Source organism: Mesorhizobium sp. M1396 (genome assembly GCF_040317725.1).
GTDB lineage: Bacteria > Pseudomonadota > Alphaproteobacteria > Rhizobiales > Rhizobiaceae > Mesorhizobium.
The window spans coordinates 103,918-129,756 of the sequence record NZ_JAMYLA010000012.1; the positions used below are offsets into that span (position 1 = coordinate 103,918).

27 protein-coding genes and 1 pseudogene are annotated in these 25,839 nt (G+C 62.7%); 6 read left to right on the forward strand and 22 right to left on the reverse strand.

The genetic code is table 11. The features are described 5' to 3' along the window. Positions 1-29 precede the first annotated feature (29 nt). Together NKH02_RS10330 and glmM are read right to left on the reverse strand one after the other, a co-directional pair. The gene (locus NKH02_RS10330) at positions 30-866 is read right to left on the reverse strand and encodes an outer membrane protein (RefSeq protein ID WP_352864854.1); all 837 of its coding nucleotides are present in this window, start codon (positions 864-866) and stop codon (positions 30-32) included. Between the two features lie 254 nt (positions 867-1,120). Next, positions 1,121-2,473 (reverse strand): phosphoglucosamine mutase, encoded by a 1,353-nt coding sequence (glmM, locus tag NKH02_RS10335; protein ID WP_352878408.1) that lies wholly within the window; start codon positions 2,471-2,473, stop codon positions 1,121-1,123. A gap of 367 nt (positions 2,474-2,840) precedes the next feature. On the opposite strand from glmM, the gene NKH02_RS10340 reads away from it, so the two are divergent. Beyond that, entirely contained in the window at positions 2,841-3,704 is an 864-nt protein-coding gene (locus NKH02_RS10340) for a hypothetical protein (protein WP_352878411.1), read from the forward strand. Between the two features lie 454 nt (positions 3,705-4,158). On the opposite strand, the gene ftsH is transcribed toward NKH02_RS10340, so the two are convergent. The 11 genes and pseudogenes from ftsH to ybgC form a co-directional block, all read right to left on the reverse strand. Next, positions 4,159-6,087 (reverse strand): ATP-dependent zinc metalloprotease FtsH, encoded by a 1,929-nt coding sequence (ftsH, locus tag NKH02_RS10345; protein WP_352864859.1) that lies wholly within the window; start codon positions 6,085-6,087, stop codon positions 4,159-4,161. Between the two features lie 124 nt (positions 6,088-6,211). Continuing rightward, entirely contained in the window at positions 6,212-7,585 is a 1,374-nt protein-coding gene (gene tilS, locus NKH02_RS10350) for a tRNA lysidine(34) synthetase TilS (RefSeq protein ID WP_352878414.1), read from the reverse strand. Positions 7,586-7,637: 52 nt separating this feature from the next. Further along, on the reverse strand, positions 7,638-8,744 hold the full coding sequence (ybgF, locus tag NKH02_RS10355; protein ID WP_352864864.1) for a tol-pal system protein YbgF: 1,107 nt from the start codon (positions 8,742-8,744) through the stop codon (positions 7,638-7,640). Between the two features lie 222 nt (positions 8,745-8,966). After that, positions 8,967-9,473, reverse strand: a complete 507-nt coding sequence (gene pal, locus NKH02_RS10360; protein WP_056586484.1) for a peptidoglycan-associated lipoprotein Pal — start codon at positions 9,471-9,473, stop codon at positions 8,967-8,969. A 246-nt stretch (positions 9,474-9,719) separates the two neighbouring features. After that, on the reverse strand, positions 9,720-9,869 hold the full coding sequence (locus NKH02_RS10365; RefSeq protein ID WP_352878417.1) for a four helix bundle protein: 150 nt from the start codon (positions 9,867-9,869) through the stop codon (positions 9,720-9,722). 89 nt (positions 9,870-9,958) lie between these two features. Continuing rightward, positions 9,959-10,096, reverse strand: a pseudogene (locus NKH02_RS10370) (four helix bundle protein); the annotation flags it as partial. Between the two features lie 32 nt (positions 10,097-10,128). Beyond that, positions 10,129-11,439, reverse strand: coding sequence for a Tol-Pal system beta propeller repeat protein TolB (gene tolB, locus NKH02_RS10375; protein ID WP_352864870.1), 1,311 nt, complete (start codon positions 11,437-11,439; stop codon positions 10,129-10,131). 40 nt (positions 11,440-11,479) lie between these two features. Further along, entirely contained in the window at positions 11,480-12,637 is a 1,158-nt protein-coding gene (gene tolA, locus NKH02_RS10380; protein WP_352878419.1) for a cell envelope integrity protein TolA, read from the reverse strand. A gap of 8 nt (positions 12,638-12,645) precedes the next feature. Further along, positions 12,646-13,098, reverse strand: coding sequence for a protein TolR (gene tolR / locus NKH02_RS10385; RefSeq protein ID WP_352878422.1), 453 nt, complete (start codon positions 13,096-13,098; stop codon positions 12,646-12,648). A 10-nt stretch (positions 13,099-13,108) separates the two neighbouring features. Further along, complete coding sequence (tolQ, locus tag NKH02_RS10390) at positions 13,109-13,819, reverse strand: protein TolQ (RefSeq protein WP_352864877.1); 711 nt, start codon at positions 13,817-13,819, stop codon at positions 13,109-13,111. 271 nt (positions 13,820-14,090) lie between these two features. Then, the gene (gene ybgC, locus NKH02_RS10395; protein WP_352878425.1) at positions 14,091-14,567 is read right to left on the reverse strand and encodes a tol-pal system-associated acyl-CoA thioesterase; all 477 of its coding nucleotides are present in this window, start codon (positions 14,565-14,567) and stop codon (positions 14,091-14,093) included. A gap of 57 nt (positions 14,568-14,624) precedes the next feature. Between ybgC and NKH02_RS10400 the strand changes: the two genes are divergently transcribed. Beyond that, positions 14,625-15,875 (forward strand): glycoside hydrolase family 5 protein, encoded by a 1,251-nt coding sequence (locus NKH02_RS10400; RefSeq protein ID WP_352878428.1) that lies wholly within the window; start codon positions 14,625-14,627, stop codon positions 15,873-15,875. A 201-nt stretch (positions 15,876-16,076) separates the two neighbouring features. On the opposite strand, the gene ruvB is transcribed toward NKH02_RS10400, so the two are convergent. The 7 genes from ruvB to NKH02_RS10435 all read right to left on the reverse strand — a co-directional run bounded on the left by ruvB (position 16,077) and on the right by NKH02_RS10435 (position 20,467). Next, positions 16,077-17,114 carry a Holliday junction branch migration DNA helicase RuvB gene (gene ruvB / locus NKH02_RS10405; RefSeq protein ID WP_352864883.1) on the reverse strand — a complete coding sequence of 346 codons (1,038 nt, stop codon included), beginning with the start codon at positions 17,112-17,114 and terminating at the stop codon, positions 16,077-16,079. Between the two features lie 40 nt (positions 17,115-17,154). Then, complete coding sequence (gene ruvA, locus NKH02_RS10410) at positions 17,155-17,775, reverse strand: Holliday junction branch migration protein RuvA (protein ID WP_352878430.1); 621 nt, start codon at positions 17,773-17,775, stop codon at positions 17,155-17,157. Positions 17,776-17,790: 15 nt separating this feature from the next. Then, a complete protein-coding gene (locus NKH02_RS10415) occupies positions 17,791-18,204 on the reverse strand; it encodes a type II toxin-antitoxin system VapC family toxin (protein ID WP_352864888.1) in 414 nt (137 codons plus the stop codon). A gap of 2 nt (positions 18,205-18,206) precedes the next feature. Beyond that, the gene (locus NKH02_RS10420; protein WP_224700539.1) at positions 18,207-18,458 is read right to left on the reverse strand and encodes an AbrB/MazE/SpoVT family DNA-binding domain-containing protein; all 252 of its coding nucleotides are present in this window, start codon (positions 18,456-18,458) and stop codon (positions 18,207-18,209) included. A gap of 61 nt (positions 18,459-18,519) precedes the next feature. After that, complete coding sequence (ruvC, locus tag NKH02_RS10425; RefSeq protein WP_352878432.1) at positions 18,520-19,029, reverse strand: crossover junction endodeoxyribonuclease RuvC; 510 nt, start codon at positions 19,027-19,029, stop codon at positions 18,520-18,522. 75 nt (positions 19,030-19,104) lie between these two features. Beyond that, positions 19,105-19,638, reverse strand: coding sequence for a protease adaptor protein RcdA (gene rcdA / locus NKH02_RS10430; RefSeq protein ID WP_352864892.1), 534 nt, complete (start codon positions 19,636-19,638; stop codon positions 19,105-19,107). A 448-nt stretch (positions 19,639-20,086) separates the two neighbouring features. Beyond that, positions 20,087-20,467, reverse strand: a complete 381-nt coding sequence (locus NKH02_RS10435) for a hypothetical protein (RefSeq protein WP_352653904.1) — start codon at positions 20,465-20,467, stop codon at positions 20,087-20,089. 332 nt (positions 20,468-20,799) lie between these two features. On the opposite strand from NKH02_RS10435, the gene NKH02_RS10440 reads away from it, so the two are divergent. Further along, a complete protein-coding gene (locus tag NKH02_RS10440; RefSeq protein ID WP_352878434.1) occupies positions 20,800-21,351 on the forward strand; it encodes a DUF2269 family protein in 552 nt (183 codons plus the stop codon). Positions 21,352-21,383: 32 nt separating this feature from the next. On the opposite strand, the gene NKH02_RS10445 is transcribed toward NKH02_RS10440, so the two are convergent. Continuing rightward, on the reverse strand, positions 21,384-22,154 hold the full coding sequence (locus tag NKH02_RS10445; protein WP_352878437.1) for a sulfite exporter TauE/SafE family protein: 771 nt from the start codon (positions 22,152-22,154) through the stop codon (positions 21,384-21,386). Between the two features lie 202 nt (positions 22,155-22,356). Next, positions 22,357-22,836 carry an Lrp/AsnC family transcriptional regulator gene (locus tag NKH02_RS10450; RefSeq protein WP_352878440.1) on the reverse strand — a complete coding sequence of 160 codons (480 nt, stop codon included), beginning with the start codon at positions 22,834-22,836 and terminating at the stop codon, positions 22,357-22,359. A gap of 132 nt (positions 22,837-22,968) precedes the next feature. Here NKH02_RS10450 and NKH02_RS10455 point away from each other — a divergent pair, with 132 nt between their 5' ends. The 3 genes from NKH02_RS10455 (at position 22,969) to NKH02_RS10465 (ending at position 25,702) form a co-directional block, all read left to right on the forward strand. Next, positions 22,969-23,886 carry a DMT family transporter gene (locus NKH02_RS10455; RefSeq protein WP_352878442.1) on the forward strand — a complete coding sequence of 306 codons (918 nt, stop codon included), beginning with the start codon at positions 22,969-22,971 and terminating at the stop codon, positions 23,884-23,886. 132 nt (positions 23,887-24,018) lie between these two features. Continuing rightward, complete coding sequence (locus tag NKH02_RS10460) at positions 24,019-24,666, forward strand: thiamine phosphate synthase (protein ID WP_352878443.1); 648 nt, start codon at positions 24,019-24,021, stop codon at positions 24,664-24,666. A 46-nt stretch (positions 24,667-24,712) separates the two neighbouring features. Next, complete coding sequence (locus NKH02_RS10465; RefSeq protein ID WP_502913800.1) at positions 24,713-25,702, forward strand: tetratricopeptide repeat protein; 990 nt, start codon at positions 24,713-24,715, stop codon at positions 25,700-25,702. Positions 25,703-25,839: the final 137 nt, after the last annotated feature.

Consider the following 25,839-nt stretch of genomic DNA (forward strand, 5'->3'; position numbering starts at 1 on the left):
GTTCGCGAGAATTTCAGGTAATGCTGGTGTTACTTGGTGTAGATCGGCTCGGGTTCGGGCTGGTAGGCCACGACCGGCGCGGCGCAACCGTTGTTGCCACCGAACTGATAGCGCAGGCCGCCGCGCACTTCGTGTGTGTTGATGCCGCGATCGAAGCCGGGTCCGGAGCTGCTGACATCCCATTCGAACATGCGGCCGCCCTGGATGTGGCTGAAGCGATAGCCCGCGTCGAGGATGATTTTGTCGGTCAGGCAGTAGGAAGCGCCGGCCATCAGAGCGTAGGCGAAGCGCCAGTTGGAGGCTCCCGGGTTGGTCTCGGTGGTGTTCGGGTCGTAGACAGTATCCCACTTGACGCGCGCACCGCCGATGCCGGCGCCGACGTAGGGCGTGATGCCACTATAGGTGCCGAGATCGACATAGGCATTGGCAAGCAGCAGCAGGGCGCTCATTTTCGACACTTCGGTCGAAGTCCCGTTGATATCCGACGTGCCGCCGTTGAAGTTCGACTTGAACCAATAGTCGGCAGTCAGATCGGTGCGGAAGTAGTCGTTGATCTTGTAGCCGACGCCGGCACCGAGCGAGAAGCCGCCCTTGAGCTTGCCGAAATCGAAGCTTCTGGTGCCGGGCGTGACCGTACAGTTACAGGGATCGACGGTATAGGTCATATAGTCGATGCCGCGCAGGGTCGACTTGTGATAGTCGATGTCACCGCGGATGTACCAGCCGCCGACTTCGACCGGCTGCTCGTAGACGGCCGGAGGCGGAGCTTCCTCGACCACCGGTTCCGGCAGGTCGGCCGCGAACAGCGGTCCTGCCAGGCCTGCAAATAGTAAGGCGAGCAGGACCTTTCTGGCTGTATTGAACATGCTTGTCACCCCTGAGAAGTTCGGAACGGCTATCGTGTCCGAATGCAATTGCTTTTCAGTCGTGGATAATGAAGTGCAAAGGTTAAAGGGCGTTTAACCCTGTTGCTTAACCACGAATCCCGAAAGTTCGAGGCATGGTGGAGCGGCTTCAGGATGCCGGAATCGACTGCCGGACCGTCCAAAAAAGCCCGCAGGAAGGGCGGGCTCGAGCTGGTGAAGATATGTGTGCGGCACCCTCGCGGGCGGGCTTGTGATTAAGCTGCGCTGCGCGTTTCGGAGATAACCTCAACGATCCCATTGACGATGGACTCGACCAGTTGCGGGTCGTCGCCCTCGGCCATGACGCGGATCAGCGGTTCCGTGCCGGAGGGCCGAATAACCAGCCGCCCGGCCTTGCCGAGGCGGTGGCGGGCGTCTTCGATGGCCGCCTTGACTGGCGCTTCCTCAAGCGGCTTGCCGCCGGAAATATGGACGTTCTTCAGGAGCTGCGGCACCGGTTCGAACTTCTTCGACAGTTCGCTGACCGGCCGCCCCTGCCGCTTGATGCAGGCCAGCACCTGCAGCGCCGAAACGAGGCCATCGCCGGTGGTCGAGAAGTCCGACAGCACGATATGGCCGGATTGTTCGCCGCCGACATTCAGCCCATGCGCGCGCATATGCTCGACGACATAACGGTCGCCGACCTTGGTGCGGTGCAATTGCAGCTTCATGTCGCCGAGGAAGCGCTCGAGGCCGAGATTGGACATGACCGTCGAAACGACGCCGCCGCCGGCGAGCCGCCCGCTCTGGTGCCAGGATTCGGCGATCAGCGCCATGATCTGGTCGCCATCGACGATCGCACCGTTCTCATCGACAATGACGACGCGATCGGCATCGCCATCGAGCGCGATACCGATGTCGGCGCGCACTTCGTGCACCTTCTTCTGCAGACCGGCGGGATGGGTCGAGCCGCATTCCTTGTTGATGTTGAAGCCGTTGGGCTCGACATTGATGGCGACGACTTCGGCGCCCAGTTCCCACAGCACCTCGGGCGCCACCTTGTAGGCCGCGCCATTGGCGCAATCGACGACGATCCTCAAGCCCGAGAGTGACATCGAGCGCGGCAAGGTGCGCTTGGCGAATTCGATGTAGCGGTCATGCACGCCGTCGACGCGCTTGGCGCGGCCAAGCCCGTCGGAATCGGCGAGCGCCAGTTCGATATCCTTGTCGAGCATGCTCTCGATGCGCTCCTCGATCTCGTCGGAGAGCTTGTAGCCGTCGGGTCCGAACAGCTTGATGCCGTTGTCGTAATAGGGATTGTGCGAAGCCGAGATCATGACGCCGATATCGGCGCGCAGCGAACGCACCAGCATGGCGACCGCCGGAGTCGGGATCGGGCCGAGCAGGAACACGTCCATGCCGGCGGCACAAAGACCGGCGACCATGGCATTCTCGATCATATAGCCGGAAAGCCTGGTGTCCTTGCCGAGCACGACACGATGACGGTGGCTGCCGCGCTGGAAGGAGAGGCCGGCGGCCATGCCGACCCGCATCGCGATTTCCGCGGTCATCGGAAACTTGTTGGCGCGCCCGCGAATGCCGTCCGTGCCGAAATAATTCCCTGCCATGCTAGCCCAATTCCTTAACGTTCTTCCCCAGCACGTCATGCCACAATTGGCCGGGGCGCCTTGATCACATTGTGTGATTATATGTTACCAATCCTTAGAAAATCCTTGTTGTGCACTGCACACAACATGACTGCAACCTGGCATGCTGAGACTGCCATGCTGAATATACCAGTCATGCGAGACTTTCAGCGCGGATGCACCTGGAAAATCTTGCTTTGAAGCCGGCAACGAACAACGATTTCATCACCTTATCGGCAAAGCCCCAGCTTTCGCCGATATATACGCTACTTAGCATCTGGCGCAACCGGCCGTTGAGCGTTATTGATTCGTCGGGACGTATCATGGGCTGCCGCAACGGAGAAACGCTATGCTCATCCACCGACTTGCTACTTTGACCGGCCTCGCCGTCGCGACCTTGTTTCTGGCCGCGCCAGCCAACGCACTGACGATGGCCGAGTGCAGCACGAAATACAACGCCGCCAAGGATGCGGGGACACTCGCCGGGGCGACCTGGAACCAGTTCCGCAAGGCCCAGTGCGGCACCGACGCAGCGGCCAAGACCGACACCAAGGCAACCGACACAAAGGCAGCCGACACAAAGGCAACCGCCGACACCAAGAAGGCTGCCGAGACGAAGCCGGCCAAGGCGGCCGCTACGGCCGACGACAGCACGGCCAAGGGTCTGACGGCGAAGGAATGCAGCGCCAAGTACCAGGCGGCAAAGGCCGCCGGCACCCTGAACGGCATGAAGTGGAACGACTTCCGCAAGTCCGAATGCGCCGCCGGTGCATCCGCCGCTGCCGCCAAGCCGGCAACCACCAAGGCTGCCGCGGCTCCCGCCGACAGTGGCGGCAAGGGTCTGAGCATGGCCGAATGCAGCACCAAGTATCAGGCTGCCAAGACAGCCGACACGCTGAAAGGCATGAAGTGGAACGACTTCCGCAAGACCGAGTGCGGCGCCAGCGCGTCGGATGACGACACCGTACCAGCCGCCGACGAGGCGAGCTACACCAAGGAGCCGGCGAAACCGACCACGGTTGCACCCAAGGGCGTCACGTTCCCGTCAGCGATCTCGCCGAAATATTCCAGCGAGACCCCTGGCAAGGGCCGCATGCATACTTGCCTCGACCAGTACTATGCCCTCAAGGACGCCAATGCGCTTGGTGGCCTCAAGTGGATCCAGAAGGGGGGCGGCTTCTACAGCCTGTGCAACGCCAAGCTGAAGAGCTGAACGACAACAACATCTGAACAAGAAAAAGCCCGCGAGCCCAAGGTTCGCGGGCTTTTTTCTTGTCAAATGCCGGGCGGGCCATTCGCGCTCGATGGCGCCGCCCATTGCCTTGCCGGGCATTCGTCGTTCGAAAAGCCAAGCAATTGGCTTTTCGTCCGCTTCGCGGACCACTCCCTCAACTCCCCGTATAGTGGCGGGGAGAAAGTAGCTGACCGCAACGCCGGCGCCATCCTGGCAACGCAGGTGATTGGCGAAATCGCCGGGAGGCGGCGCACTTCTCTCCGTCACTACACAGTCACTATACGGGGAGAAGATGCCGGCAGGCAGATGAGGGGCAGCGCCGGCTTCAACAATTGGCCCACCTTTAAGCTAGGCAGACGAGCGGCAAAGCCTCCAAGCAAAAAAACGCCGCGGACCATGCCGCGGCGTTTCTAAAATCAATTTCTTGTCGAACTCAGCTCGATGGCTGCGGTTCCATGCCGCCTTCCGGCTCCGGTCCCTTCTTGCGCCGGCCGCCGGACTTCGGCACGGCCGAGCCCCGGCTTGGCGGCGTGTCGTCGCCGAGGTCGCGCGCGGGCTTGTGGCCGGCGATCAACTGCTTGATCTCCTCGCCGGACAGCGTCTCGTATTCCAGCAGGCCTTGCGCCAACGCGATCCATTCCTTCTTCTTCTTGGTCAGGATGGACTTCGCCGTCGAATAGGCCTCGTCGATCAGGCGGCGCACTTCGGCGTCGATGATCTGCGCGGTCTCTTCCGAGACGTTCTGCGTGCGCGCCACTGAATGGCCGAGGAACACTTCCTCCTGGTTGTCGCCGTAAGCGACATGGCCAAGCTTGTCGGAAAAACCCCAGCGCGTGACCATGGCGCGGGCCAGCTTGGTCGCCTGCTCGATGTCCGAGGAGGCGCCCGAGGTGATGTTTTCCTTACCGAACTTGAACTCCTCGGCGACACGGCCACCCATCATGATGGCGAGACGCGAGATCATGTATTTGTAGCTCATCGAATAGCGGTCGCCTTCCGGCAACTGCATGACCATGCCGAGCGCCCGGCCACGCGGGATGATGGTGGCCTTGTGCAGCGGGTCGGCCGACGGCACGTTGAGCGCGAGAATGGCATGACCGGCCTCATGGTAGGCGGTGAGCTCCTTCTCGGCCTGCGTCATGGCCGACGAACGACGCTCGGCGCCCATCATGATCTTGTCCTTGGCGTCCTCGAATTCGGCCATGGTGACGAGGCGCTTGTTGCGGCGTGCCGCCATCAGCGCGGACTCGTTGACGAGATTCATCAGGTCGGCACCGGAGAAGCCGGGCGTACCGCGCGCGATCACCTTGAGGTCGACATTGGGTGCCAGCGGCACGTTGCGCACATGCACCTTGAGGATCTTCTCGCGGCCGACGATGTCGGGGTTCGGCACCACGACCTGGCGGTCGAAGCGGCCTGGCCTGAGCAGTGCCGGATCGAGCACGTCGGGACGGTTGGTGGCGGCGATCAGGATGATGCTTTCGTTTGATTCGAAGCCATCCATTTCGACCAGCAGCTGGTTCAGCGTCTGCTCGCGTTCGTCATTGCCGCCGCCGAGGCCAGCGCCGCGATGGCGGCCGACGGCGTCGATTTCGTCGATGAAGATTATGCAGGGCGCATTCTTCTTGGCCTGGTCGAACATGTCGCGGACGCGGCTTGCACCGACGCCGACGAACATCTCGACGAAGTCCGAACCGGAAATTGTGAAGAACGGCACATTGGCTTCGCCGGCGACCGAACGGGCGAGCAGCGTCTTGCCGGTTCCCGGAGGACCGACAAGCAGCACACCGCGCGGAATCTTGCCGCCGAGCCGCTGGAACTTCTGCGGATCGCGCAGGAACTCGACGATCTCTTCCAGATCTTGCTTGGCTTCGTCGACGCCGGCGACATCCTGGAAGGTGACGCGGCCATGCGCTTCGGTGAGCAGCTTGGCCTTCGACTTGCCGAAACCCATGGCGCGCCCGGAGCCGGACTGCATCTGGCGCATGAAGAATATCCAGACGCCGAGGATGAGGATCATCGGCAGCCATGAGATCAGATAGCCGAACAGCGAATTGGAGCCGTCACTCTCAGGCCGCGCATTGATGGTGACGTTCTTGTCCTGCAGCCGCGAGACCAGCGACGGATCGCCGGGCGAATAGGTCTGGAAGCCGCTGGCATTGTCGGTGTAGGTGCCGGTGATGCGGGCTCCGGCGATGGTCACCGTCTTGACCCGGCCCGCCGCGACGTCCTGCAGGAACTGCGAATACGGCACATCGCTGGAGGCCCCTCGCGTCTGCGGCGTCTGGAACAGATTGAACAGGGCGATGAGCAGGACCGCTATGATCGCCCAGAGCGCGAGGTTGCGATAGTTCGGATTCATCAATTGTCCCGTTGGCGTCCGCGGGGCGGACACGCGTCATGAGAGGAAACTTGCGCCTAACATAGGGAGAGCACCTCCCCTTGCCAAGCATAACAGCACGTCGGGGTTAAGCTTTCGCCCACCATCAACCGGCACTGTGGCCGCGGAAAGGCAAGGGCGGGACCGGGGCAGCGCCAATCAGCCCGGCGACGGCCCGCGCCGGCGCCAGGTCGAAGGACGGCAGAAAGCGGGCGAAGGGCGCAACGACCGGCCGCGCTTCAACCGTCGCGGACACGGTTCCATGCCCGGGCAATCCAAGGCATTCACCGGATCGCCACAATGCCGGCTCGGCGGCGAGTGCGGCGCGCATTAGGCTCGGCGGGATTTTTCCGTCGCCCATTGCCAGCCGCTTCGCCGCCGCCGTACCGAACGGGGCAATCAACAATGCGCCGCTGCTGTCGTTCAATGTGATGTGCCGGCGACCATCCCACAGGGTGCTGTCGGCGGCAGCTGCTGCGGGCAAGCCGCGCGCCTCGCGCCGCAGGAAGATGCCGGCGCGCCGGAAATCGACAACCGTCCGCGACAATGTGGCGCAAAGAAATCCGGCCTTGAGCCGGCCGAACAGCGCCTCGCCGCGGGCCTGATCCGGCAGGAAGGGGATCCCGCCGGTGGTGGCCAGCAGGATGCGCAACGCATAGACGGCTGCCCGATCGTCACCGGTGCTCAAAAAACCCGGATCGAGACGAACGAGCCCCGCCCCAGGCTGAGCCGCGAAACGGCGGATCAAGTCCGCGGCTGCGAGGCCAAGCTGCCGGCGCGCCTTGCCCTCGTGCGCGGCCAGCGCCAGCGCATCATCGATGCGCCGCACGCCGTCCCGGCCGGCGAGCATAGCGCGCATGCGCGGCCGCTCGAAAGCCTCGTCGACATTGGTCGGGTCGTCGGCCCAGTCGACATTTCGACGCCGCAGGACGTCGCGCAGTGTCGAGCGCCGCTCACCGAGGAGCGGCCGCACGATCCAGCTGCGCCAATCATACAAGGTAGCCGGCGCCATGCCGGCAAGTCCGCGGCCCGCCATACCGGCAAACTCTCGGCCATCATCCCGTGCTTGCCGCATCAGCACCGTTTCCGCCTGGTCGTCGGCGGTATGGCCGGTCAGGATCAGGCCGATGCCTTCCGCTTGTGCTGCCTCGGCCAGCAGCCGGTAGCGCACTTCGCGCGCCGCTGCAGGCAGGCCGGTCGGCGGCTTGAGGCCCGACCACGTCATGATGCGGTGTGAAATTCCGTATGTCGCGCACAGCTTCGCCACCGCTTGCGCTTCCGCTGCCGAACCGGCTCGCAACCCGTGGTCGATCGTCACCGCCAGCAGCTTGGTTGCCGGCGCCGTGCGGTCGAGATGGTATTTTAGAAGAAGGAGCAGGGCGGTCGAGTCGCTGCCGCCGGACACGGCCGCAACAGCGCCGCTGGTAAAATCGATGTGCGAAAAAATTCTGGTCGAAAATTCAGGCTCGATGTCGAGCATCAATGCGTGTCGCCCAAAAGTGGCCCCGGGACAACGACATGCATCAGAAAGATCAGCACGCAGCCAGGGCCTTCTCCTGCTTGACGCGTTCCTTGAGCGCACTGGAAATATCAGGGTAGCGCTTGCCGACCTCGCTGAAGGTGGCGCAGGCAACGTCGTGCTGCTTGAGGCCGACCAGCGACACGCCGAGCTTCAGCAACATGTCGGGAGCCTTCTTGGCCTTGGGGTAGTCCTTGCTGGCGGCAAGGAAAGTCTCCGCGGCGTCGCGGTATTTCTGCTGGCCGAGCAGCGACTCGCCCAGCCAGTAATGCGCGTCCGCCGTCTTCGCATCCCTGGGGAAGCGGGCGATGTGGTCGCGAAAACCCTGTTCGGCGGTGCCGTAATCACCCGAGAGGATGAACTGATAGGAGTTGCGGTAGAGCTCCTCCGGATCGTTGGTGGCGGGCAACGCGGCGATCACCGTATCGGATTTGCCGGCCTTGGGAGGCGCGCCGGTGGCAGGCGCGGTTTCCTGCGCCGGCGTGGTCGACTGGGTGTTGCCGCCGGCATCGACGACATTGCCGTTCTTGTCGACGGTGATGGTTCCGAAGGTCTTTTCAGGCGCTCCCGTACCGGGAATCATCTTGCCGGGGTCGCCATCGGGCGATTCGACGATGACGTCCTCGACCGTCTTGCCGCCTGCTGACTGGTTGTTGCCGGGCGCGGCGCCGGCATCGGCCGGCGCCTGTGTTGCCGGGGCCGCTGCCACGTTGGTGTCGGTGCCGGTGGTGGCGTCTGATTTCTTCTGTGCCGGCGGCTGTGCTCCTTGCGTGCCGCCTTCAAGCTGCTGGAAGCGGAATTCGTTGTCTTCCTGCTGCTTGCGAATCTGCTCCTGCATTTGCAGGACTTGGAAATTGAGTTCCTCGATCTTGCCGTTCATCTGCCGCAACTGCTCTTCCAGGCTGGTGACGGCGGCAGGATCGGACTGCACCATCTGGACCTGATCCTGTTTTTTCTTTTGACCGAAAATGCTGGGCAATTCGATGCTGGGCAGATGGAAGGAAAAGCCGCTGTCGGTTGATTGCCCTGTGCCGCTAGCCCCCAAGCCGCTAGCCAGGGCGGTGACGCCTGATAGGAGCAGCAGCGCAAGCGTGCCGCTCAGAACCGATCTCAAATGCATGTGCCTCTCGCCGTGATTTCGTTAGCTTGTTCGCGCCTTCCAATCAGAATGGGACCAGCCAAGCGCCCTCGGCTCATAGCAGGAGCCGAGACTTCGGCCAAATTTTGTTTCGGGCATCCGGATATGAAAAAGGCGGCCCGGAGGCCGCCTTTCGCATAGGTATGTTGCATTTTTACCGCTAGACCGCCGCGCGTTCTTTTGACGCGCCGGTCGATTGATGCCTCAGGAACCGGCACCGCTGAGCGTGGTGACCGCACGGCGGTTCTGCGACCAGCAGGAGATGTCGTCACACACCGCGACCGGACGTTCCTTGCCGTATGAGATGGTCTTGAGACGGCTGGCAGAAACACCCTTGGCCACGAGGAAGTCGCGGGTGGCGGCGGCGCGGCGGGCGCCGAGCGCCAGATTGTATTCACGCGTGCCGCGCTCGTCGGCATGGCCTTCGATGACGATGGCATACTGCTTGTACTGGTTCAGCCATTGTGCCTGACGAGCCAGCGTCGTCTGCGCATCGGCACGGATCGAGGTCGAGTCCGTATCGAAGAAGATACGGTCGCCGATGTTGACGGTGAAGTCCTGCGCCGATCCGGGCGTTGCCGCACCAGCGCCGTTGAGGCCAAGATCGGCCGCGTTATTCGGCGTCTTCTTCGAGGCGCAACCGGCGATGGCGAGCATCGCCACCAGCGCGATCATGACCGGGTTTCTGGTAAGTGCTGCGATACGGCCCATGCCGCCTCTCCTTCGTATTTCGAGTGATCGTATTCGAGTGATTTCGTTGATCACCCAGTAACCACGTTTGGGTTAACCGGCATTCAAGAAACACGGTTAAATTTTGGTTTAAGCTGCCCGTCCGCAGCTGTTTGGCCATGAGCCACAGTTGGCGCGGACCCTAGGCGGAAATGCGGCAAAAACGCGACCAATGCATGGAAAAGGGGGAATTGAAGAGGTGAGGAATCGAAGAACTGAAGAGAGAAATCACCTTAGCTTCTCTCTCAGATTCACCAGCATGCCGTAGATATGGGCATAGGATTGCAGCCATTCCACGAGCTGCGCTTGGGTAATGTATCCAAGGTCGAACGCGTACGAAATCCAGGTGTCCACTTCACTGCACGACCCCATCGCCATTGAAATGAAACGTGCGAATTCGGGTTTGGAGTGCGTCTGTTTGGCGACCCTTCAGCCAGATTGGCGCAGATTCCCTTGCTGGAACGACGCAACTGATCGGCCAGTGCGTATTGCTCAATCTTCGGGAAAGCGAGCGTAGCTTTATGTACGTCAAGAGAAACCGCATAAGCGCGCTTATAGACTTCTAGATCCTTCGCACGCTTTATATAATTCCCCGGTTTCTCCATCTCTTCAATTCTTCATTTCTCCAATTCGTCCCTTACTCCAGCAGCGGCGACCAGGCCGGGTCCGAAGCGAAATTCGCCGTCGGGATCGACTGCTCGTTACGCCCGGTAAGATCGACCGAAATCAGTTTTGGCCCACCGGCGGAGTCGCGGAAGAACATCAGCACGCGGCCGTTCGGCGCCCAGGTCGGCCCCTCCTGCTGGAAGCCTGAGGACAGGATGCGCTCGCCCGAGCCGTCGGTTTTCATGACGCCGATCTGGAATTCGCCGCCGGTCTGCTTGGTGAAGGCGATCAGGTCGCCGCGCGGTGACCACACCGGCGTCGAGTAGACACCGTCGCCGAAGGAGATGCGGGTCTGGCCCGAGCCGTCGGCGCCCATCACGTAGATCTGCGCACGGCCGCCGCGGTCGGAGGTGAACACCACCTTGCTGCCGTCGGGCGAATAGGACGGCGAGGTGTCGATGGCGGTCGAATTGGTCAGCCGCGTCGTCGAACGGCTGCGCAGATCCATGGCGAAGATGTTGGAATTGCCGTCGTCGCGCAGCAGGCTCATGATCACCTTCTGGCCGTCTGGCGAAAAGCGCGGCGCAAAGGTCATCCCGGGGAAATTTCCGACCAGTTCACGCTGGCCGGTCTCGATCTGCAGCAGGTAGACCCGCGGCTGACCGCTCTCATAGGACATGTAGGTGATTTCCTGCCGGTTCGGCGAGAAACGCGGCGTCAGCACGATCGACTTGCCATCCGAGAGATAGCGGATGTTGGCGCCGTCCTGGTCCATGATGGCGAGGCGCTTCTTGCGCGCGTTCTTGGCGCCGGATTCGTCGATGAAGACGACGCGGGTGTCGAAATAGCCTTTTTCGCCGGTCAGCCGCTCATAGATGGCGTCGGCGATGATGTGGGCGACACGCCGCTGATTGGCGTCGTTGGCGAAGAACTGCTCGCCGGACATCTGCTGGCCGGCAAACGTATCCCACAACCGGTACTGGGCGCGGATACGGCCGTCGGCTTCCTTGCTGACGCTGCCGGTGACCAAGGCCTGCGCGTTGATGACCTTCCAGTCGTCGAAGCGCGGCGCTGCATCCGGGTTGGTGATCTTCTCGATAAAGGCGCTCTTGTCGATCGGCGCAAACAGCCCCGAGCGCTTCAGGTCGGCGGTGACGATCTGCGAAATCTGCGCGCCAAGCGCGTCGCCGCCCTGGAAATCGGTGATGGCGATCGGCAGCGGCTCCACATTGCCCTTGTTGACGTTGAGCTCGACGAGCGCCAGCGCCGGCAACGTGCCGACAGCGGTCATGCCCATCGCCATTGCTGCGACCATCAGGAGCGGCTTGAGGATTGATTTCATGTCTTCTCGCTTCTCGTACTGATTTTCGGATACGCGGGCCCTAGAGGCCCAGCATCTCCCTTGGATCGAAGGTGACGCGGACGTCGGCCCAGATATCCTGCTTGCCCGCGGGAACCTGCAGGCCGGTGACATCGCATTTTTGCACCGCGCGAACGGCACTTTCGTCGAACTGACGGTTTCCGCTTGACTTTTCGACCGCCGGTCGCCCGTCCAGCTTGCCGGAGGCATCCAGGTTGAACCGCACCACGACGACGAAGTTCTCGGAACCTTCAAGGCCCGCGGGAAGGGTCCAGCAGCCGCCGAGCTGGCTTTCCAGGGCGCCCATTTCCGACCTGGAAAGCTTCTGGCCCTGGTCCTTGTCGCCGCCGAGCGATGCCTGCTGGGTCGAGCGCTTGGCGCCGCCGCCCGATGGCTTCTGCTTGTCGAGGAGAGCGGAAATCTCGTCGGCGTTGAATTGCTTGTCGTCGGACTTCGGCTTCGACGAGGCTTCCTTGACCGGCTTGTCGGCATCCTTGCGGTCCGGCGCCTTGGCGCTTTCGGCCTGTGCCGGCTGCGGCTTCGGCCGGGCTTCCGGCGCGGGTGCCGAGTCCGGCAGCTGTGTCGCTTCGGCAGGCGGCTCCTGCGCTATGGCTTCGGCGACGGCGTCAGGCTTGACCTCGGGCGTCGGATCTATTGCCGCGGTCTTGTCCTGCGGCGGCGGGGTCGGCGCCGGCTTGGCCGGTGTCGGCTTGGGGTCGACCTGCTTGACCGGCTCGGGCTTGACCTCTTCCTTGGGCGTCGGTGCCGGCGCCACTTCCGTTGCCGGCGTGGGCTTGGGCTTTTCCTGAGGCTTCGGCACGTCCTCGGGCTTCGGCTTTTCGATCGGTGTCGGCGCGGGCGGCGGAGCCGATGTCATGTCGACGGGCTTGGGCTTGGCTTCCGGCGTTATCGGCTTGTCGGTATCGACGCTGTTCTCGCCAACCTTCTGCGCATCCGGCACGACGTCCGGACGCTGCGTCGGCACGGGTGCAGGCTTTTCATGCATCACGGCCTTCTTGTCGCCCTGCAACGTCTGCGCGATGGCTTCCATCGGCACGATATCGACCGCGACCGACTCGACGTCGGAGGACGGAAGCGCGGCCGGCGCCGTCAGCGTGAACAGGCCGAAGGTCAGCGCCGCCGCATGCAAGATCACCGATGTGGTGAGGCCGGTCTTCATCTTCTTGTCTACTGATCCTGTTCCTGCAACGAAACGAGGCCGATATTCTTGTAACCGGCGGCCGAAATGCGGGCCATCACCTTCATCGCCGTGCCATAGTCGGTGGACCTGTCGCCACGGATGAAGATGCGCTCTTCATAGCCGGTCTTCGAGATCGCCTGCAGCTTGGCCACCAGCTCCTCGATCGGGATCTCGGTTTCCTGCAGGTAGATCTGGCCGGTGGCGTTGATCGAGACGGTGATCGGCTGCGTGTCGGCATTCATCGCCTTGGCCTGCGTGTCCGGCAGGTCGATCGGCACGCCGACCGTCAGCATCGGTGCGGCGACCATGAAGATGATCAGCAGCACAAGCATCACGTCGACCATCGGCGTGACGTTGATCTCCGACATCAGTGCATGGTGACGGCCGCGCCGCCTGTGGCCGCGCCCGCCGCGCCCTCCCATGCCCATGGACATACCCATCTGCTACTCCTCAGGCCTTGGGGGCCACTTTTTCATCGATTTGGCGCGAGAGTATGGCGGAGAACTCGTCGGAGAACCCTTCCATGCGCACCGCTATCTTGCTCGCGTCGGACGACAGCTTGTTGTAGGCGATGACGGCGGGGATGGCGGCGAGCAGGCCGATGGCCGTCGCCAGCAGCGCTTCGGCAATGCCGGGCGCAACCACCGCGAGACTGGTGTTCTTGGAACCGGCAATCGCCTGGAACGAGGTCATGATACCGATGACGGTGCCGAACAGGCCGATGAAAGGTGCCGCCGAGCCGGTGGTGGCGAGGAAGCCGAGGCGGCCCTCCAGCTTCTCCATCTCGCGGGTCAGCGCAAGGTCCATCGCCTTGTCGATGCGGGTCTGCAGCCCGAGCGGCGACTTGGCGCCCTTCTCGAAGCTCTTCTTCCACTCGCGCATCGCGGCCACGAAAATGGCGCCCATGCCGGTGGTCTTGCGGTCGGCGAGCGTCCGGTAAAGCTCCTCCAGCGACTGCCCCGACCAGAACACCTGCTCGAACCGGTTGAGCGACATTCGCATGCGGGCATAGGAAACCAGCTTGTCGACGATGATCGCCCAGGTCCAGACCGAAGCGCAGAGCAAGCCGATCATGACCAGTTTGACCACCCAGCTGGCCTGGCTGAACAGCGCCCAAACCGACAATTGCGCGCCCGGATCGGCGAGTGCGATATTTTCCATCGTTACGTCCTTAAGATTTTCCGGGCGAAGCTGGCGGCTGGCCCCTGGCATCCCTTGTGGTCGGTCGCACGAAGCTACCGGAACAACCCCAAACTGTGCCGTTAGCGGCCTTTTCGGGGCAAATGTTGGTGAAAGGAAGGCGCACGATCACGCCAATCTTCACCAATCTCTTCATGAACCGTTATGGTTAAGGATGGGTTAGTATATAAGGCGCGGCGCATTGCCACGCCCAGTGGCAAGGCGCAAGCCATCCCTATTGATCACAATGGGGCTAGTCAGCAGCGGCCTTGGGCATGAACGCCGCCACCCATTCCCTCGGAAAGCGCCTTGGGCGGCCATTCTCGCCGATGATCGCCGCCTCGACCTTGGCCTCGACCAGCACCTCGTCGCCGCGCTTGAGCTGCTGCGCCATGAAGATGCGCGCGCCGGAAATATCCTCGGTGCTTGTATCGACCGTCAGGATGTCGTCGATGCGGGCGGGACCGCGAAAATCGATCTCCATGCGCCGCACCACCCAAACAATTTTTTCGCCATGCTTGCCTTCGGCAAGTTCGGTGTGATGCACGCCAGTGAGTCTCAGATAGTCGGAGCGGCCGCGTTCGAAGAATTCGAGATAACGCGCATGATAGACGACACCCGAGAAATCGGTGTCGGCGTAATAGACCCGCGCCATCAGCCGGTGGCCGGACGCCGTCAGCGCACCGGAAATGCCGGCCAGCAGCGTCGCCGATTCACCATGATCGCCCATTGCGCTTCCTTTTTCAGTCCCGACGAGGCACCTGTTTCCCGCGTGACATAGCATCGGATGGCACTGTTGACGGCGATGATCAAGACCTTGACGGCGGTGTTGTTTGTGCTCACGGCGTTGGTGTGGCCCAGCCATGCGGCGACCTTCTCGATGAAGCACGGCCTCAATCTGGACCAGTGGGTCACTTGGCCAGGCGAGGACCAGTGGGGCGACGCCAAGGCCATCCTGCCCTACCCCGAATGGCGCAAATTCCTTGGGGAAGACGATCTCAAGGCACTGAAGGACGCGGGCTTCGATTTCCTGCGCATGCCGGTCGATCCATCTCCGTTCCTGTCCGGCCAGACCGTGGCGTTGCGCGACGATCTCTATGCCAGCGTGCTGGATTCGGTGCGCATGACCAACCGCGCCGGGCTGAAGGTGGTCGTCGACATGCACCTGACCGCGGCCGGCGGCAGCCGCAAGATCGGCATGGCGCAAGTCATGGACGACCCGCAAACCTTCGACGAATATGTCGAGATGGTGCGCAGGATGGCCCGCACGCTGGCGAGCGAAGATCCCGCCCAGGTCGCTTTCGAACCGATGAACGAACCGGTCGTCGATTGCGACAGCGACGGCACCAGCCTGTGGCCGGACCGCCAGCGCAAACTGTTCGCCGCGGCGCGATCCTCGGCGACGAAACTGACCCTGGTGCTGACCGGCGCCTGCTATTCCGACGCCTCGTCGCTTGAGAAGATCGATCCGAAGGCGATCCCGGACGACAATGTCATCTGGACCTTCCACTCCTACGATCCGTTCCTGCTGACCCATCAGGGTGCGACCTGGGCCGGCGACTTCATCCCGTATGTGACCGGCCTGCCCTATCCGCTGACCGCGGTGCCGCAGGCACAGCTCGACGTGACGCTCGACACCATCCGCGCCAGGATCAAGGCAGAGGCGCCATGGGCTCGGCAGAGCGGCCTGCTTGCCTATCTCGACGAACAGGTCGCCAGCATGGACAGTCCCGGCAAGCTGCTCGGCTTGATGGATGCGCCGTTCAAAAAGGTCGAGGCGTGGGCGAAGGCCAACGGCGTCAAGCCCGAAAACATCACGCTCGGCGAGTTCGGCATGATCCGCCAGGAATACGGCAACGCCTATGTGATGCCGGCCGAGTACCGGGCCGCCTATGTCAGGGACGTGATCGCGCGCGCCGAAGCGCATGGCTTCTCATGGTCGGTGTGGAGCTATGGTGGCGCCTTCGGCATCGTCGATGCCTTCAGCGACGACAAGGCTGAGCCGGATGTGCTGGACACGATCAAGTCACTTCACTGAGGCGATTTGGATTTAGCCAAGGTCGATCTACAGGATTTCGGGGCGCATCCCAAAACGCACCGGCAGAATGCTGAAGCCGAGGCCGCCGGAGACGATCAACCAGCCGATCAACCGCAGGAACCCACATCTGGTTGTCATGGCTCGCCGGCAAGCCGACCAGGACGAGGAGAGTTTGCGCAAACGTAGCGGCGCGTTGGAAAATTACTCTTCCTGGAACAGGTTGATCTGCCGCTGCGCCAGGTCCTTCGGCGCGTCGAGGCCGAGATGGCGCCAGGCATTGGCCGTCAGCATCCGGCCGCGCGGCGTGCGCTGGATGAAACCCTGCTGGATGAGATAGGGCTCGATGATGTCCTCGATGGCGTCGCGCGGCTCGGACAGGCCGGCGGCGATCGTTTCGATGCCGACCGGCCCGCCGCCGAAATTGCGCGCGATCATCGACAGGTACCGGCGGTCGAGCGCGTCGAGGCCGAGCGCGTCGACCTCCAGCCGGGTAAGCGCCTCGTCGGCGATCTTGCGGTCGACATGGCCGTCGCCGGCGACCGAGGCGAAATCGCGCACGCGGCGCAGCAGCCGGCCGGCGATGCGTGGCGTGCCGCGCGCACGCCGCGCGATCTCCAGTGCGCCATCATCGCCGAGCGGCATTTGCAGGATGCGCGCGCCGCGCCGCACGATCTGCTCCAACTCCTCGACCGTGTAGAAATTGAGCCGCACCGGAATGCCGAAACGGTCGCGCAGCGGGTTGGTGAGCAGGCCAAGTCGCGTTGTGGCGGCGACCAGGGTGAAGCGGGCGAGATCGATCTTGACCGAGCGCGCCGCCGGCCCCTCGCCGATGATCAGGTCGAGCTGGAAATCCTCCATCGCCGGATAGAGGATTTCCTCCACCGCCGGGCTCAGCCGGTGGATCTCGTCGATGAACAGCACGTCGCCTTCTTCGAGATTGGTCAGCAGTGCCGCGAGGTCGCCGGCCTTGGCGATGACTGGACCAGAGGTCGAGCGGAAATTGACGCCGAGTTCACGCGCCATGATCTGCGCCAGCGTTGTCTTGCCGAGGCCAGGTGGTCCGACGAACAGCACATGGTCGAGCGCCTCGTTGCGGCCCTTGGCGGCCTCGATGAACACTTTGAGATTGGCCCGCACCGCCGCCTGGCCGACGAAATCGTCAAGCGTCTGCGGCCGCAAGGTCTGCTCGGCATCCTCGCCGCGTTTTTCCGGCGCAATCAGGCGGGGCGACAGGCTCATAACGCCTTCCTTGCACACGGCAAGGAGCTGAACAAGCGACTCACCGTGCCAGTTCCTTCAACCCGAAACGGATCAGCTTCGGCGCATCCGCGTCCCCGCCCGCCGTCTTCAGCGCCGCTGCCACCGCATTGGCGGCGGTGTCGCGCGAATAGCCGAGATTGACCAGTGCCGAGACCGCGTCGGTGATCGGCGCGGATGCCACGCCGTCGCCGAGTTCCTGCTTCAGGCCGATGGTGCCCGAGGCCGAACCGGCATAGGCCGGCGCCTTGTTCTTCAATTCGGTGACGATGCGCTCGGCCACCTTCTTGCCGACGCCGGGTGCGCGCGAAACCATGGCGATGTCACGCAGCGCAATGGCATTGGCGAGATCTGCCGGCGCCAGCGTCGATAGGATAGCCAGCGCCACCTTGGCGCCGACGCCCGGCACATTGTTCATCAAGAGCCGGAACCACTCGCGCTCGAGCTGCGACTGGAAGCCGTAGAGCCGCAGCATGTCCTCGCGCACATAGGTCTCGATGAACAGCATGATCGCTTCGCCGAGCGAAGGCAGCGCCGCCAGCGTACGCGCCGAGCAATAGGCGACATAGCCGACGCCATGGATGTCGACGAGGCAATGATCCTCGTCGATCCCATCCAGCGTGCCCTTGAGCTTGCCGATCATTGGATGCAGCCCTCGTTAAGGGTGGGTATCGGGCGTAATGAGCTCGACATCTGGAAAGTACTTTCTGAAACCTACGGGATCGCGAGTAAGAATGGGGTAGCCTCGGATGGCAGCGTGGGCACCTATCAGGAAGTCGGGCATCACTCTCTCTCGAGGTCCGCCCAGCCGCCGGTAGACCGAAAACGCTCTCGACGCCGCAAAGGCCGCTTCGAATGGGAGCCCTTCGCGCCGAAACTCATCTTGGGGCAAGGCATCATCGACATCATCGATGGCCTCATAGCGCATCGAAAACTCGGCGTAGATAATCTGATTGATGACCAGGCTGCCCTTCTCAAGGGCAGCCGCCATTTTTGACCGCGACCATTTCGACCAGACGGGATCGCGAACGGCGATATCAATAAGCACATTGGTGTCGACAAGTGTCGCCAAGATCAGCGATCCCGAGTCAAAGCCATGACATCGTCAGCATTCATTGTCTGATCGCCGCTGCCTTCAAGCCGATCAAGCGCAGCGAGAAAACGATCGAGTCTTTCGCGATCGGCAAGCCGTCCCCTGTCGTGCTTCGGCGTGATCGTGATCTTGCCCCCCTCAATGCCAAAGATGACTTCGCTGTTGGCGCCAATCCCGAATGTCTCCCGCAGATCCCGTGGAATTGTCACTTGGCCTTTGCTCGTCACGCGCATGGAACATACCTTTCTTACAAGTAAGAAATATTCCAACTATGCGAACAAGTCAAGAACATCTCTATCCAGCAGGCGCCATCCTGTAAGCCACGCTCTGCCGGTGATGCGCGTGGCAGATGGCGATGGCCAGCGCATCGGCGGCATGTTCGGTATCGAAAGTGGCTTTCGGCAACAGCACCTTCACCATCATGTGGATCTGCTTCTTGTCGCCATGGCCGACGCCGATCACCGCCTTCTTGACGGCGTTGGGCGCATATTCGGCAACGACGAGGCCCGCACGCGCCGGCACCAGCATGGCAATGCCGCGCGCCTGGCCGAGCTTCAGCGTCGCCACGGCGTCCTTGTTGACGAAGGTCTGTTCGACGGCCGCCTCGTGCGGCATGGCGGTGTGTAGGATCTCGGCGAGCCCGTCATGCAATTGGCACAGCCGCGTCGCCAGAGCCGCCTTGTCGTCGGACTTCACGGTGCCGGAAGCAATGAAGCGCAGCGAATTGCCAAGGCTTTCGACGATGCCCCAGCCGGTGCGCCGAAGCCCCGGATCGATACCGATGATGCGAATCGCTTCCCCCATCCGTCCAGTCTACCTCCGATGGACAGCGATGCCAGCGAAATGTGAACAAACCGGAAACAGAGAAGTACCCGAGGTCTATCCTCTGGCGAAAGCCGTGTTGAGCAGGCTGATCTGGTCGGAAACCGGATTGAGGCGGCGAGCCATCGGCTGCATGTCGGCCAACGCGCCGGAGCCATAGATCTCCTCGTCCATGCGGCGGACCAGTGCCTGCAGGCGCAGCGAGCGGGTGACGAGGTCGAGGAAATCCTCGGGCAGTTCGGCCCAGCCGGCGGCTTCGTCATGGGCGGAAGCGGTATCGAGGCGCACCTTGGACTTTTCAGACGCGACCTGATCGCGGGTCATCTCGCCGGAGTTGGCGGCGCGCTGCAAAAGCAGCCAGGACGCAACCTGCATAAGCCTGGTGGTCAGCCGCATCGATTCGGCCGCATAGAGCGTGGCCGCCAGCCTGGACAGCTTCTTCGCCTCGGCGCGGCCCTTGCCATCGAGATATTCGGCCGCCTGTTCGACCAGGCCCATACCTTCCTGGTAAAGCGGCTTGAAGGATTGCGAGAAAACCCGGCGTTCCGCCAGCTTGACGGTTTTCGCACTGCCCTTCGAAAGCTCGTTCATCGATACGTCCCTGCACTTGCAACCGGCCGATTCGGCTCCCTGCCGATACACCCGGAAACCCGTCTGACTGAAGCTTGAAAATGCGCTTCGTCACCGGTGAAGGCAAGCACATGTTTAACAGAAGGTTAATGGGCGAGCCGATGTCGGGCGCCCCATCTGACATTCGGGCAAAAGGAAAAATGCGAACAAAAAAAGAGCCGCGGATAAGGCGGCTCTCAGGAGTTTAACAGGGAGGCGTCAAACAAAGTGGCTCCAACCACTCGGTAAGAATCCAGATCACTGGATGAACATAGTAAACACCTGTAAAGCTTAATGAAGCCTTAACAGCGCATATGTTTTTTGACCGAACGCCGCCGTCCTGTGCCGTAACAGCACAGCACGAACCTCACACTCAGTTCAGGCCGTCTTTCAGACGGCCGGCACAGCTTTATCTTGCCTCATGCTCAGTTCAGGCGGTCTTCCAGACCGCCGGCAAGGCGATGAAGGCAAACAGCAGCAGGGCTGCGTAGAAGCCCATCGAAGAGGCCGCCACCAGCGGTTCGATCGCGGCATTGCCGGCAAGCAGGAAAAAGAGGCCGATCAGCAGGCCGATGCCGCTGATTGCAGTCAGCCAGAAATGAACGGTGGCGAGCGTCTTTTGCCCGATTGCCGGAAACAGATGGTAGAAGAAGGCGAAGACCGCCGACATCAGCCACCCGGCCACCATCGTGTGGGCATGGGTCGGCATCTGGCCGTGATCCTGGCTGATCGCCATGTACAGGCCGAGCGCCATGCCGCACAGCGCATAGATGATGGCCAACGTGAAGAAATTCCGTGCTACCCCTTGCATAATGGTCCCCCGAATTGCCTTTCCCGTCTGCGGGAATGGGTTGATGGTCAGGCGATCGTTGTCGCCACCGGGCTCCCGGCGTCGGCGCACTAGCATCGGCAATGTTTCCGGACGATGTCGCGCCAACCCCTCCCGACATTTCGTACATTAGCAGAAAATCAGATTGCGCAATTACTATCTCAGCCGCTTCGTTCATTGGCAGGGCGCTGAAACAGAGCCGCGTTTTTCGCGACATCGTTTCGAAACAGGCGCCGGGCTAAACGCCCGCTCCTCTGACGGCCGGCGCAAATCAGCGCCGCCGCAAATCCGACCGGAACACGCAGGAGCAACCCATGGACTGGTACTCGATCGTTAAATTCCTCCACGTCATCACGGCCATTCTGTGGGTCGGTGGCGGCTTCGTGCTGTTCCTGCTCGGCATGCTTGCCGAGCGGGCGGGCAACATCGAGGACAAGCTGCAGGCGATGCGCGCCAGCGGCCAACTGGGCGGCAAGTTCTTTGCGCCGATGTCGATGCTGACGCTGATCTTCGGCCTCATGATGTGCGGTTTCTGGGTCGGCTTCTCCGATCTGTGGGTACTGATCGGCCTTGCCGGCTACGCCACGACCTTTTCGATCGGCATGTTCATCTTCAAGCCGACCGGCGAGCGCATGGGGGCGATGATCGCCAAGGAGGGCGTCACACCGGCTGTTCTTGCCATCGGTGAGCGCATGATGAGCGCGGCACGCTTCGACTATGCGGTAATGCTGGTGATCATTGCCGACATGGTGCTTAAGCCGACCGCGCATGACATCGGCATCCTCGCCGGCATGATCCTGGTTGTCTTGGTGGGCGCGGCACTGGCCTTTGGCGGCAACCGTCGCCTCGTGCCGAGCGCCGCCTGACCCTCGGTGAAGGCGGCCGCGCGGCCGCCTTTCTACATCAAGCCAACAATGCCGTCCCACAGCAGCTTCAGCGCCACGACCGCGACGGTTGCATAGGTGAAGGGATAGAAGATTTCCGGGCGCATCCGCCGCACCAGCCACGCCCCGGCGATGGTCGACAGCGGCGCCAGCGGCATCAGCACCGCCGACGCCGTCAGATTGGCGGTGTCGAACTGCCCGAGCGCGAAATAGGGCACCAGCTTCAGCGCATTGGTGGCGGCAAAGAAGATCGCCGCCGTGCCCGACAGCACCTTGGGATCGAGCCGGATCGGCAAGGCATAGACCTGGAAGGGCGGGCCGCCGACATGGGCAACGAAGCTGGTGAAGCCGGCGACCGCGCCCCAGACGGCGGCGGCCACACGGTTGGGCGCGACCGCGTGGTCGGCCCCGTGGCGAAACTGCAGATAGAGCCAGCGCAGCACGAAGATGATGGCGACGGCACCGACAATCAGCCGCACCGCCCCTTCGGTGACCAGTGCCGCCGTAAGCCAGCCAAGGCCAATGCCGATGACGGCGCCCGGCATCATGTCGACCAGCATCTTCCGGTCATAGACACCCCACCATGTCCAAACCGAGACGATGTCCATCAGGCACAGGATCGGCAGCAGGATAGCGGCGGCCTGTACCGGCGGCATGGTCAGCGCCATCAGCGGCACGCCGACGAAGCCAACGGCGCCGCCAAACCCGCCCTTGGACAGGCCGACCAGAATGACCGCCGGAATGGCAGCCGCGTAGAACCACGGATCGAGAAGCAGGCCTGACATGGGAGGGGACTGGTCCGGAGGGAAAGCGTGTCGGTGCTTGAATAACCCAGAATCCCGGGCGGAGCGACAGCAAATATGAACGTGGCTCCTGCGCGCCGCCAATGGCAGGCGCTGCCTATCAGCGGGCCGAGACCAGCAGGAACACTGGCCGCTCGAGATCCTTCGATTCAGGCTTCCGAAAGCCGGCCGGGGTTAGTCCGGTTCAGGATGCCTGCAAGACCTTTGCCCTGACCCGAGACGCGGTTGCATCGAGCGGCGGCGGCCGCCGCCGGATCGGCTGCGCCTTGATGATGGCGGTGCTGGTCTCGGCCTTGTCGGCGATGCGGTCCAAAATCCCGTCAAGATCGCCGATCGAACGCACGAACAGACGGGCGACGAAACAGTCATCGCCCGTCACCTTGTCGCATTCGCCGAATTCGGGGATCTCCTCGATCAGCTTCTGGACGATGTGCAGCTTGCCCGGCAGAGGCCGGATGCGCACGATCGCCTGCAACGTATAGCCGAGCGCCAGCGGGTCGATCTCGACAGTGAATGCCCGGATGACGCCGCGCTCCTCGAGCCGCCGAAGCCGCTCCGAAACGCTTGGCGAGGACAGCCCGACCTGGGCGGCCAGCTCCTTTAGCGACGTCCGCGCATCCTTGACCAGGATTTCAAGGAGATTTCGGTCGAGATCGTCCAGCATTTTACATTTCCCGCTGATTTGGAGCCATAGCCTAATATAATTAGGCGTCCAACCCATACCTCCTTTCTCATTCGATAGAAAGCCGCGTTACGGCATGAGATTATAATGGCTTAACCGGTACGGAGGTTTGTTATGAACGATACAGTGCGTGGCACGGTCGAAATGTCGGCCGCGATGGCGATCCTGGGAACGATCGGATGGTTCGTCATCCTGTCCGGCCAGCCTATCATGGATGTGGTGTTCTGGCGCTGCGCGTTCGGCGCGCTGACGCTGCTCATCATCTGCACCGCCCTGGGCTTGCTGCGCAACAGGCTGTCGCCGCGCATCATCGGCATCGCCGTGCTCGGCGGGGTCGCCATCGTCGTCAACTGGCTTTTGCTGTTCAGCGCTTTCTCCCGTGCGTCGATCTCGATCGCCACGGCTGTCTACAACACGCAGCCCTTCATGCTGGTCGGCTTCGGCGCGCTCTTCTTCGGCGAGCGGCTGACCCTGACCAAGCTGACCTGGCTGGCCATCGCCTTCGCCGGCATGGTGCTGATCGTACAGTCGGCCCCCGACGCCGGCGCCAATGCCGGCATGCCCGGCACGGACTATTTTACCGGCATCGTCATGGCGTTGGGCGCGGCTTTCTTCTGGGCCGTTGCCGCCATCGTCACCAAGAAGCTCAAGGGCACGCCGCCGCACCTGATCGCACTGATCCAGGTCTGCGTCGGCGTCCTCATGCTGGCGCCGTTCGCCAATTTTTCGCAGCTTCCGGCCGATGCGTGGAGCTGGACCATGCTGGCGACGCTCGGCATCGTCCACACCGGCCTGATGTACATTTTGATGTATGGCGCCATCCAGAAGCTGCCGACGCATCTGCAGGGGTCGCTGTCCTTCATCTACCCGGTGGTCGCCATCCTGGTCGATGTCGTCGCCTTCGGCCATCGGCTGCATCTGAGCCAGGTCGTCGGCGCCACCGCCATCCTGATCGCCGCCGCCGGCATGAATCTCGGCTGGACGCTGTGGAGGTCGAAAACGCCCGTCGCAAGCCCACACCCGATCAAGTAAAGCGGTCCGCCGGCGTCCGGCGGGCCAATATCGCGATCCCGGCTGCCCGCCTGTTCAAAGCGGGCACTTTGCTCTATGCCGCAATCCAACCATCTTCGCCCGGCATAGGCGAAACGCGGGACCCGAAGAACCATGAATGACGCAACGCCCCCCAACCGCTGTCGCATAGTGCTGATCGCGCCGCCCGGCGTGCCGGCGGCCCGTATCGCCGCCGCATTCGAAGGCGGCGACGTCGCTTCGCTGATCCTTCCCGAAAACGGCATGGATGAGGCCTCCTTCCAGGCTTTCGCCGAACAGATCGTGCCGGCAGCGCAAGCCGCCGGCGCGGCCGTTATTATCGCCGGCGACACCCGCATAGCCGGCCGCGTCCAGGCCGACGGCATCCATGTCGAGGTCTCCAAGGCCGAGCTGGCCGAGACGATCGAGCATTTCCAGGCAAGGATGATGGTCGGCACCGGCGGCGCCAAAACGCGTGACGACGCGCTCGAACTCGGCGAGACGCGGCCCGACTACATCTTCTTCGGCCGCTTCGGTTACGACAACAAGCCAGAACCGCACCCGCGCAACCTGTCGCTCGGCAGATGGTGGGCGGATATGATCCAGATCCCGTGCATCGTCATGGCCGGATCCGACATCGCCTCGGTCGAAGCGGTAGGCGCCACGGGTGCCGAATTCGTGGCGCTGTCGAGCGCCGTGTTCGCCGACGGCACCGATCCCAAGACAGCGGTCGCCAGCGCCAACGCGCTGCTCGACGAGACCGCGCCGCGCTTCGAGGACTGACGTGCCCTCGGTGAGGCATCCCCTCCAGGCTCTGCTTGCGGCGCTGATGGTCCAGGCAGCGGCCGCGGAGACCATCCCGCGGCCCAAGCCGGAAATCGGCATTCACACCGACAAGCCGATCGACAAGCCGCTGCCGCAGCCCGCCACCACGGCCGAGCCCGCGCCGCTGCCGTCGGCCGACACCATCAACCCTGACCGCTTCGGCGCAAAACCCGCCGACGCGGCCTATGGCGCCTTCCAGCGCGGGCTCTACAAGACAGCCTACAATCTGGCGCTGGTCCGGGCGCAAAACGGCGATCCGGCGGCGCAGACGCTCGTCGCGGAGATCCTGTCGCGCGGGCTTGGTGTGCCGCTCAATTCGGCTGAGGCGGCGAAATGGTACGCGCTGGCCGCCGAGCAGGGTGTGCCGGAGGCGCAGTTCCAGTACGCCCTGATGCTGCTTGACGGCCGCTACGTGAAGAAGGACGAAAAGGAAGCCTATGCGTTGATGCAGGCCGCCGCCGAAGCCGGCAACCGGCTGGCGCAATTCAATTTCGCGCAGATGCTGGTTCAGCAGGACCCCGGCGACGCCGGCATCGCGAAGGCGGTCTCCTACTATGAGCGCGCCGCCGCGACGGGCCTTGCCGACGCGCAGTATGCGATGTCGCAGATCTACGCCAATGGAGTCGGCGGCAGGCCGCGTGACGATGCGCAGGCAAGGCGACTGCTGGCGCAGGCGGCACGACAGAACTACGACACCGCGCAGATCGACCTCGCCGCCTGGATGATCGAAGGCCGCGGCGGTGCGCGCGACCTGAAATCCGCCTTCGGCTGGACGAAACAGGCGGCGGAAGGCGGCAATGTCGCCGCCGAGAACCGCCTGGCAAAACTCTATATGCAAGGCATCGGCACCGATCCGGACCTTGTCCTCGCTGGCGCTTGGTACATCGTTGCCCGCCGCGCCGGCCTCATCGATCCGCAGATGGACGACTTCCTGCAAGGGTTGAGCGACGACGAGACCAAGCAGGCATTGCAGAAGGCGAACCGCCTGCCGTAACCGCCTCTCCGGTTCGTCGCCGACTTGGCGCTCCCTTGCCTCTTCTGACGATTTGTGGTCTTGGGGGCCCGAAATCGCTTTCCCAGCGAACACCCCATACCAACAGCCAGGCCGTTGGTATCATTCCGGATCACCTC